The 8277-nt window shown below is 69.6% G+C and carries 10 protein-coding genes; 1 reads left to right on the forward strand and 9 read right to left on the reverse strand.

Features of this window, described 5'->3' with window-relative positions; all coding sequences use genetic code 11:
- Positions 1-5: 5 nt before the first annotated feature.
- The 7 genes from DA085_RS18785 to DA085_RS18815 all read right to left on the reverse strand — a co-directional run bounded on the left by DA085_RS18785 (position 6) and on the right by DA085_RS18815 (position 6242).
- Positions 6-863 (reverse strand): ABC transporter permease, encoded by an 858-nt coding sequence (locus tag DA085_RS18785; protein ID WP_109474513.1) that lies wholly within the window; start codon positions 861-863, stop codon positions 6-8.
- A gap of 5 nt (positions 864-868) precedes the next feature.
- On the reverse strand, positions 869-1657 hold the full coding sequence (locus DA085_RS18790) for an ABC transporter permease (RefSeq protein ID WP_109474514.1): 789 nt from the start codon (positions 1655-1657) through the stop codon (positions 869-871).
- A 90-nt stretch (positions 1658-1747) separates the two neighbouring features.
- Entirely contained in the window at positions 1748-2827 is a 1080-nt protein-coding gene (locus DA085_RS18795; RefSeq protein WP_109474515.1) for an extracellular solute-binding protein, read from the reverse strand.
- 32 nt (positions 2828-2859) lie between these two features.
- Positions 2860-3618 (reverse strand): HpcH/HpaI aldolase family protein, encoded by a 759-nt coding sequence (locus DA085_RS18800; RefSeq protein ID WP_109474516.1) that lies wholly within the window; start codon positions 3616-3618, stop codon positions 2860-2862.
- Positions 3615-4535 carry a cupin domain-containing protein gene (locus tag DA085_RS18805; protein WP_109474517.1) on the reverse strand — a complete coding sequence of 307 codons (921 nt, stop codon included), beginning with the start codon at positions 4533-4535 and terminating at the stop codon, positions 3615-3617. The genes DA085_RS18800 and DA085_RS18805 overlap by 4 nt, the downstream gene beginning before the upstream one ends.
- Positions 4536-4556: 21 nt before the next feature.
- Positions 4557-5435 (reverse strand): DUF6282 family protein, encoded by an 879-nt coding sequence (locus DA085_RS18810; RefSeq protein WP_109474518.1) that lies wholly within the window; start codon positions 5433-5435, stop codon positions 4557-4559.
- Positions 5436-5474: 39 nt separating this feature from the next.
- Positions 5475-6242: an IclR family transcriptional regulator gene (locus DA085_RS18815; RefSeq protein WP_109474519.1), complete on the reverse strand. Its 768-nt coding sequence runs from the start codon at positions 6240-6242 to the stop codon at positions 5475-5477.
- A 198-nt stretch (positions 6243-6440) separates the two neighbouring features.
- Between DA085_RS18815 and DA085_RS18820 the strand changes: the two genes are divergently transcribed.
- Complete coding sequence (locus DA085_RS18820; protein ID WP_109474520.1) at positions 6441-7088, forward strand: hypothetical protein; 648 nt, start codon at positions 6441-6443, stop codon at positions 7086-7088.
- A 24-nt stretch (positions 7089-7112) separates the two neighbouring features.
- Here the strand turns inward: DA085_RS18820 and DA085_RS18825 are convergent, their stop codons facing one another.
- Positions 7113-7982: an SMP-30/gluconolactonase/LRE family protein gene (locus DA085_RS18825; RefSeq protein WP_202619315.1), complete on the reverse strand. Its 870-nt coding sequence runs from the start codon at positions 7980-7982 to the stop codon at positions 7113-7115.
- A 113-nt stretch (positions 7983-8095) separates the two neighbouring features.
- Positions 8096-8277: HNH endonuclease signature motif containing protein (locus tag DA085_RS21740; protein WP_237565607.1), on the reverse strand; the 182-nt coding region annotated here is incomplete at its 5' end.

The following is an 8277-nucleotide window of genomic DNA, read 5'->3' on the forward strand; positions in this document are numbered from 1 at the left end:
CCGTGCTACTTCTTGCGCCGAACGAGGCGGAACAGCTGGGGAGTCAGGATGAACAGGGTGGCCAGGACCACCAGGATCGACGAGGCCGCGGCGACGGTCGGGTCGATCTCGATCGTCACGGAGTTGAACATGCGGACCGGGAGCGTCTCGAACAGCGGCGACCGGATGAACAGGGCCACCACGACCTCGTCCAGGGACGTGACGAACGCGAAGACCGCGCCGGACAGGACACCGGGGAGGATGAGCGGGAGCTGCACGCGCCAGAAGGCGCGCAGCGGGTTGGCGCCCAGCGAGCTCGCGGCCCGCAGCAGGTTGGCGTCGAAGCCGCTGAGGCTCGCGGTCACCGAGACCAGGACGAAGGGCAGCGCCATCGCCGTGTGGATCAGCAGGTAGCCCCAGAAGGAGCCGACCATCTGCCAGTTGAGGTAGGCGATGTAGACCACGACCGCGATCACGATGCCGGGCGCGACCAGCGGCAGCATCAGGAAGGACCGGACGGCCTCGGCCCAGCGGCCGCGGGACTTGGACAGCCCCAGGGCGGCGGCCGTGCCGACCAGGGTGGCCACGACCATGACCGAGACCGCCACCTTGAGCGAGTTGCTCAGTGCCCGCAGCCACCGCTCGTCGGTGAAGAAGCTCTCGTACCAGCGCAGCGACCACTCCTGCGGCGGGAACTGGAAGGTGGCTCCCGCGGAGAAGCTCATCGGGATCACCACCAGGGTCGGCAGGATCAGGTAGATCGCGACGAGGACGCCGACGGCCTTGAGCCACAGGGGAACTGCGTCGACCGGCTTCTGTCGGCGAGCCGGTCGCCCCTGCTCCTCGGTATGCCGAGGGGCCGGGTTCTGGGTGTGTGTCGCCATGGTCCTCACTTCCCCTTCGCGACGCTGGCGCCCAGCGCGGAGACGCTGCCGCCCATCCGGTTGGCCACCGTCACCAGGGCGAGGGTGAAGAGCAGCACCACGATGCCCAGTGCTCCGGCGGCGGCGAAGTCGAGCAGCTGCAGGGTGCGCTGGCCCAGGAGCTGGGCCACCAGCGACTGCTGTGGCGAGCCGAGGATCGCGGGTGTCACGTAGAAGCCGAAGCTGAGCGCGAACACGAGGATAGAGCCGGAGACCACACCACCGACGGACAGGGGCAGGAAGATCTTGCGGAACGCACGGATCGGGGTCGATCCGAGCGCCTGGGCGGCCAGCAGCAGCTTGCGGTCGATGCCGGCCATGTGGCTGTACAGCGGCAGCACCATGAACGGCAGCATGACCTGGATCATGGCGACGGCGACGCCCGCGACGGTCCCGTGCAGGACGACACCGTCGATGCCGACGGCGGAGAACATCTTGTCCACCGGGCCGTCCCGCTGCACCAGGATCAGCCACGCGAAGTTGCGCGCCGTCATCGAGGTCCAGAACGGGACGAGGACGGCCGTCAGCATCAGGATGCGCGTGGTCGTGCTGACCCGGGTCATCAGGTAGGCGTAGGGGTAACCCAGCACGACCGTCCCGACCGTGACGATGAGGGAGGTCATGAGCGTCCGCGACACGATGGTCAGGGTGATGCCGTCGGTGAACAGGTCCGTGTAGTGCGTCAGCCCGAGACTCGGGTCGGTCAGGCTGCGCCACAGGCTCATCGCCAGGGGCGCCAGGACGGCCACGCTCATCAGGACCAGCGCCGGGACGAGGAGTCCCGGGCCGCTCCAGCGGGCGGGCCGCCCCAGGCGACCGTGCGCTACTGCCGTTCCAGCCACGGGTCAGCCGTTGAGCCAGGTGTTGAAGCGGTCGGCCACGTCGGTGACGTTCTCGCCCCACCACTCCGCGTCGGTCGTGACGACACCACCGGTGTTGACCTTCTCGTCGAAGGCGTTGACCTGGGTGGCGGTCTCGTCCAGCTCGATCACGGCCTCCTTGTTGGTCGGCGACACCCCGGCGGCCTCAGCGAAGGCCGCGGACTGCTCCGGCTGCAGGACGAACTCGATGAAGTCCATCGCCTGCTCCTTGTTCGGCGCTCCCTTGGGCACGACCAGCGTGTGGAAGGTGACCATGGTTTGGTCCCAGATCGGCCGGAACGGTGCGCCCTCGTCGAGGGAGGCCTTGGTGCGGGCCGAGACGAGCATCATCATGTCCACCTGGTTGCCGGTGGCCAGCTGCAGCATCGCGCCGTTGTTGGCGGCGAACGTGGTCTCGTCGCGGATGGTGTCCCACTTGGCGAGCGCCCGGTCCACGTCGAGCGGGTAGAGCTCCTCCGGGGTGACGCCGTCGGCCATCAGGGCGTACTCGAGCATGCCGTTGGTGACGTCGTTGACGACGCCGCGCTGGCCGGGGAACTTCTCGGTGTCGAAGAAGTCGGCGACCGTCTTGGGGGCGGTGGCGGGGTCCGGCCACTTGTCGGTGTTGTAGCTGACGATCAGCGCGAACTGGTAGGCGCCGAAGTAGCACTCGCCGATCAGGGCCTCGTCGAACTGCGAGGTGTCGACGTTCGGCAGCTCCAGCGGCTCGACGAGCTCACCGCAGTAGTCGGCGGCGAAGAACGGGTTGACATCGGCCAGGTCCCACTGGACCGAGCCGGACTCGACCTGGGCCTTGATCATCGCGGTGTCGGAGGGTGAGGTGTTGGCGAAGGTGATGCCGGGGTTCTCCGCGGTGTAGGGCTCCTGCCACGCGGAGACCTGTCCCGCCTCGAAGGTGCCACCGTAGGAGGCATAGGTCATCGTGGTGGCGCCGTCGGCGTCGCCTCCGTCGGACCCGGAGCCGGTGCCGGTGCCGCACGCGGCCAGGAGCAGGGTCGCCGACGCCAGGCCGGCAACAGCGGTGAGGGTGCGAGACTTCTTCATGGGAGGTTCTCCTTGGGGGTGTGTCTGGGGAGTCAGACGGTTGAGTGGAAGGTGTTCACGAGGGTTCGGGCCCCCAGCCCGAGGATGGTGGCGTCGTTGCTCACCATGACGAAGTCGAAGCCCTCCTGCGCCAGCGCACGCGCCTGGGCAGGGTCTCCGACTGCTGTGCCGCACGGCACCCCGGCGTCACGGGCGGCGGCGAGCACCCGGCTCATCGCCTCCCGCACGGTCGGGTCCGACACCGGCACAGCCATCGCGACGGACAGGTCGGCCGGCCCGACGAACAGCGCGCTGACGCCGGTCGCTGCGATCGCTGCCGCGTTGGCGACCGCGGTGGGACTCTCCAGCTGCACGATGACCCCCTGCTCACCGGCGCGCTGCAGGTAGTCGGCCATCGGGACCAGGCCCCAGTCGCCCGCGCGGCTGGTCGGCCCCACGCCACGACGCCCCACGGGCTCGTGCCGCGCGGCCGCCACCGCCGCGGTGGCCTCGTCCGCCGTGTCCACGTGCGGGACGAGCACGCCGGCTGCGCCCGCGTCCAGGCAGCGCTGGATCCAGCTCTGCGCGTGGTCGGGGGTGCGCACGAACGGCACGATGTCGTGCCCGCGGGCGACCGTGATCAGCTGCGCCGCCGTCTCGAGGGACATCGGCGAGTGCTCGAGGTCGAGGACGAGGAAGTCGAACCCGGCCAGGGCCATCAGCTCGACGCCCTCGGCGGCCGAGAGCTTCACCCAGGTGCCGACGGCCGGGCCGTCACCAGCCAGGAGCTGCTCGAGGGTCCTGGGGCTCATGCGCTCGGCTCACGCTCGGGCTGCGGGTAGTCCTCGGCGTTGAGCACCCAGCCGTCCATCGCGGAGAAGTCCTCGCGCGGCGGGCAGAAGATGTCGACCATGCGGTTGAGTCCCAGACCGACGGCCTCGCTGGTGTGCACGGTGGGCGGCGGGATGATGGTGGCCGACGGTGCGCCGATGTACTGGTGCTGGTCCTCGTACCACTCGCTGCGCCGCGGTGTCCACGGCGCCCGGATGTGGTGCACGTAGGAGCCCTCCAGGACGAAGGAGCACTGCTCGAAGTCGTCGTGGTGGTGCGGCGAGAGCTTCTCCGGGTCGCGGGGACCGTGCTGCTCGTCGAGGAAGTTGATCATGAACGAGGAGGTCCGGTAGATGCGACCGAAGCGACCGGGCTCGGCCTCCACCCGCTCGGGGAGGTACACGCGCAGCCTCGCCCCGCCCACCGGGTCCGGCCACGGGACGAGAGGTGCCACGATCGGGTCAGCCTCGGCATACGCCTCGGCATTGGCCGCGCGCTCCACCAGGGGCGAGCGGACGTCGAACAGCCGTGAGACGACCGTCGTCGCGTGCGCCTCGACCCTGCTGTCACCCGCGGGCACCACGATCACGGCGTGCTCGCTGACCTGCTCGGACTCCTCGCCGGCCCGCACGGTGACGTCGGCCGTCGCCTCGGTGAGCAGCACGACATACTCCTGCTCCGCACCGGTGACCTCCAGGGTGTCCCCCGCCTGCAGGCGGGTCTGGGCGAGCACGAAGTTCTGCCCCCGGAAGTACCAGGTGGGGCTGCCGGCCTCGGTCTGCTCGGCGGGCGCGTGCAGGTCGAACTGGTAGTACTGCGGGGTCCGCGCGCCGGTGGCGGTGGGGGCGGTCTTCGGGCTGGAGGCGAGCTTGGCGCGGGGGTCGTTGCCGTAGGACATGGAGACTCCTTGACTCGTCGCTCAGATGTTGAGCAGGTGGGAGGGGTTGCCACGGACCATGAGCTGCAGGTCGCGCTCGGGCAGGCCCAGGTCGAGGAGGGCACCACACACCCGCAGGAAGGCGTCGACAGGTTTGGGCAGGCCGAGCTGGCCGAAGTCGGAGGACAGCACCGTGTGCTCGGGGCCGAGCGCCGAGATCCAGTTGTAGAGGTTCTCGATCGGCCACTTCATCCCGGCCTCGGGGTCGTACATGTGCATCTCGTGCTCGATGAAGGCGCCCATCTCGATGTACTGGCGGCACTGCTCCGGGTCCGCACCGATGACGAAGTCGGGGTGGCTGACGACCATCCGGGAGATGCCGCGCTCCTTGGCGGCCGCGAAGACCAGGGCGATGTCCTCGGGATACATGTGCCCGCCGTTGAGGACCGCGTCCGCCTCGGCGATCTGGTCCAGCACGGGGCCGACCTCGGGGACCAGCTCACCGTCCCGGCTGACGACGGTCTTCTCCACGGTGAGGTTGACCGTCGGGGTGGGGAAGCCGGCGTGCTCCGGGTGGCAGTCGATGTGCCGGCCCGAGGAGAAGGTCGGGAACCACACGACCTTGCCGCCCATCTGCAGGCACATCTGGACCGCCCACGGGTTGAGGCCACCGACCATGCCGTTGAGGGCGATGCCACCGAAGACCTTGGTCGGCACGTCCCGCAGCTGCGGCTCCATGGACAGCACGTCCATGACCGTGTTGTGGTGGTGGGACTTGACCACGATCGCCTTCATCTGCAGGCGCTCGTAGGCGTCCCGGGCGGCCTCCGCGTGGTTGAACTGGCGCGGGAAGGGGCTCGGGCCGGAGTGGCAGTGCATGTCCACCATGCCGGACAGGACGGTCTCGATGGCGGATGCCATGGGGTCTCCTCGGGGTCGGGTGTGATCAGCGGATGAAGGTCAGGCGATGGCGGCCGGCTCGGCGCCGGGGTACTGGCCGTCGAAGCCGAGCTGCTCGCTCAGCGAACGGGCCACGGCACGCAGCTCGGTGCCGAGGTCGGTGCGGTCCTGGCTCAGCACCGAGGGGTCGGTGCCGATGACGGCGAGGGTGGCGGCGATGCCGCGCGAGTTGAAGACCGGCACGGCGACGGTGCTCAGACCGACGACCGAGCCGGAGTAGACGAGCAGGCCCTCACTGCGCGCCCGCTCGATGTCCTCGTCGATCTCTGCGCGGCGCTCGGGAACGAGGGAGAGGAGCCGCTCGACCGTGCGGGGCTCGTCGAGGAAGGCGAGGAAGACGCGGGTCTGGGCGGCGTTGATCGGCAGGGGGGAGCCGACGCGGACCATCACCTGGATCAGCTGGTCCGGGAGCTCGACGCGGGTGACGACCGGCGCGAGACCGCCCCACACACTCAGCACGACGGTCTCGCCGACCTGCTGGCAGAGCTGGCGCATCGCGACACCGGCGATCTCGACGACCTGGAGCGAGCTGAGCGCCATGGTCCCCAGTTGCGCCAGGAGCGGACCGGGCGCGTACTCCCCGTCGCCGACCCGCTCGATCAGGTCCGCGCTGGACATGGAGTTGAGGTAGCGGTGCAGCGTGGAGCGACCGATCCCGAGCTCCTTGGCCAGGGGGCCGACGCGCAGGCGCACGCCCGGCTCCAGCTGCCGGAGGATCTGGGCGCAGCGCACGATCACCTGGATGTCGCTGGTGTCTCGCTCCGCCATGTCCGCTCCTGGTAGCACCGTTGCTGTGTCCCGCTAGGCAGGACGTCTAGTCGCAAGAGTAGGACACTCAGGGCGAGGAGTCAACGCCTAGGCGACAGAAAGTCTCATCTATCGCGTCATGGCATCCGTACAGTGAGACACTGTGGCCGTCTCCGGGCGACTCAAGGAACCTCGCGTGTCACGATGGGCGGAGCAACTATGAGGCAGCTGTCACCGAGCGACTACCCCTGGGCCGAGCCGGCGCGCACCGGCCTGCTCACCGAGGAGACCCTTCACGAGGGGGATGTCAGTGGCGAGGTCTCTGGCCGGGTGCCGGTGGCTGCGGTCGGCTCGAACGCCTCCCCCACGGTCCTGCAGGGCAAGCTCGGTGGGCTGCTCTCCACCGGTCTGCCCATCGGTGAGGCACAGGTCGAGCGGCTCGCGGTCGGCCACTCCGCACACGTCAGCGCACGCGGCTATGTCGCGGCAGCGCCGTTCGCGGGCGCCGCGTCACGGCCGGTGACGGTCTGCTGGTTCGACCAGCCCCAGCTCGAGGCGATGGACCTGACCGAGCCCAACTACCAGCGCGTCCCCCTGCCCGGCAGTATGCCGTGCCTGCTGGGCGGCGAACCTCTCACCGGCGTCGAGGTCTACGACTCGGTGCACGGGGTGCTCGGGGAGTCCGGATCTCCCCTGGAGCTGCGTGACCAGGCCGGTGTGCTCGGGTGGCTGGGACGACGGCTGCCGACGCACCTCGCCGAGGTGATGGACCACGACCGGCTCCTCGACCCCGGGCTGCGGGAACAGGTCCGCTGCGCGCTGGCCACCTCGGACCTCGCACTGCCGTCGGGCCTAGGCGACGGCTGAGCAGGTCAGAGGTACGAGCACTGGTCAGGGATAGCCCGCGCCACCGGCCGGAGCCGCGAAGGCACCGACGATGCCGGTCGGTCCGGCGTCTTCCGGCGCACCGAAGTGCTGTCCGACGACGTAGAGCGTCGGCGGGCCCGAACGGCTGAGTGTGCAGGCGAAGGCACCCCGATCGAAGGCGACGGTGTCCAGCACGGCACCGCCCTCGACCACGCGCCGGCAGTGCCCGTTGCCCACGTCGGCGAACCACACTGCCCCGGTCGCATCGACGCAGATGCCGTCCGGATGGTCTCCGGGTGTGGATGCCCACACGCGCCGCCCGGACAGCCTGCCGTCCGGTGCGATGTCGTAGGCCGTCAGCTGCTCGGCATAGGACTCGGCGACGACGAGGGTGGCGCCGTCGGCGGTGACGGCCATCCCGTTCGGGAACGCGAGGTCGTCGGCGACCCGCGTGACCGTGCCGTCCGGGGTGATCAGCACGACGAACCCCGGCCCCGGCTCGGCCTCCGGGAAGTCGAAGCCGATGTTGTTGACGTAGGCGTTGCCCCGCCCGTCGACCACGATGTCGTTCCAGGGCGTCGTGTCGGCGCTGCCGAGATCGGCATGGGTCACGAGGGATCCGTCAGCCTCGCGCCGCAGGACCCGCCGGTCGGTGGAGGAGACCAGCAACAGCCGGCCGTCCGGTGTGAAGTCGATGCACAGCGGGAACGAGTCGACCTCGGCCTCGACAGTCTCGTGACCTCCCGGCTCGAGCGCGAGCACCCGTCCGCGACCCCAGTCCGAGACCCAGAGGCGGCCATCGCGCCAACGGGGCGACTCCCCGAAGGCGATTCCTTCGATGATGGTGTCCATCCTCAGACAGACCTGCGCCGACGTCAGAAGTCGTCGGAACATGTCGCTGCTCCCCGTGCCCACGGCCACCGCCACTACCCCAGAAAGACGCGGCGCCTGATGTCCGGGCATGGTTGTGGGCCCGGCCGGTGGGGCCGGGCTGTGGGGCGTGGTCGTTATACGTGCCAGGTCACGGTGGACCCGGTGACGGTGGCCATCAGGTCCTGCTCGTGGACCAGGGTGTGGTGCCGCGGACACAACAACACCAGGAACATGATGTCCGTCCCGCCGCCGCGGCACCACCAGACCAGGTGATGCGCATCGCACCAGGTGCCGGGCACACTGCACCCCGGGTAGG

The sequence above is a fragment of the Ornithinimicrobium cavernae genome (assembly GCF_003121625.1).
In the GTDB taxonomy this organism is placed as follows: domain Bacteria; phylum Actinomycetota; class Actinomycetes; order Actinomycetales; family Dermatophilaceae; genus Ornithinicoccus; species Ornithinicoccus cavernae.

Excerpts from the sequence above, each read along its gene's own strand:
- DA085_RS18790 (WP_109474514.1), bottom strand. The coding sequence starts at position 1,657 with ATGAGCGTGGCCGTCCTGGCGCCCCTGGCGATGAGCCTGTGGCGCAGC.
- DA085_RS18800 (WP_109474516.1), bottom strand. The coding sequence starts at position 3,618 with ATGAGCCCCAGGACCCTCGAGCAGCTCCTGGCTGGTGACGGCCCGGCC.
- DA085_RS18825 (WP_202619315.1), bottom strand. The coding sequence starts at position 7,982 with ATGTTCCGACGACTTCTGACGTCGGCGCAGGTCTGTCTGAGGATGGAC.
- DA085_RS18820 (WP_109474520.1), top strand. The coding sequence starts at position 6,441 with ATGAGGCAGCTGTCACCGAGCGACTACCCCTGGGCCGAGCCGGCGCGC.
- DA085_RS18815 (WP_109474519.1), bottom strand. The coding sequence starts at position 6,242 with ATGGCGGAGCGAGACACCAGCGACATCCAGGTGATCGTGCGCTGCGCC.
- DA085_RS18785 (WP_109474513.1), bottom strand. The coding sequence starts at position 863 with ATGGCGACACACACCCAGAACCCGGCCCCTCGGCATACCGAGGAGCAG.
- DA085_RS18805 (WP_109474517.1), bottom strand. The coding sequence starts at position 4,535 with ATGTCCTACGGCAACGACCCCCGCGCCAAGCTCGCCTCCAGCCCGAAG.
- DA085_RS18795 (WP_109474515.1), bottom strand. The coding sequence starts at position 2,827 with ATGAAGAAGTCTCGCACCCTCACCGCTGTTGCCGGCCTGGCGTCGGCG.
- DA085_RS18810 (WP_109474518.1), bottom strand. The coding sequence starts at position 5,435 with ATGGCATCCGCCATCGAGACCGTCCTGTCCGGCATGGTGGACATGCAC.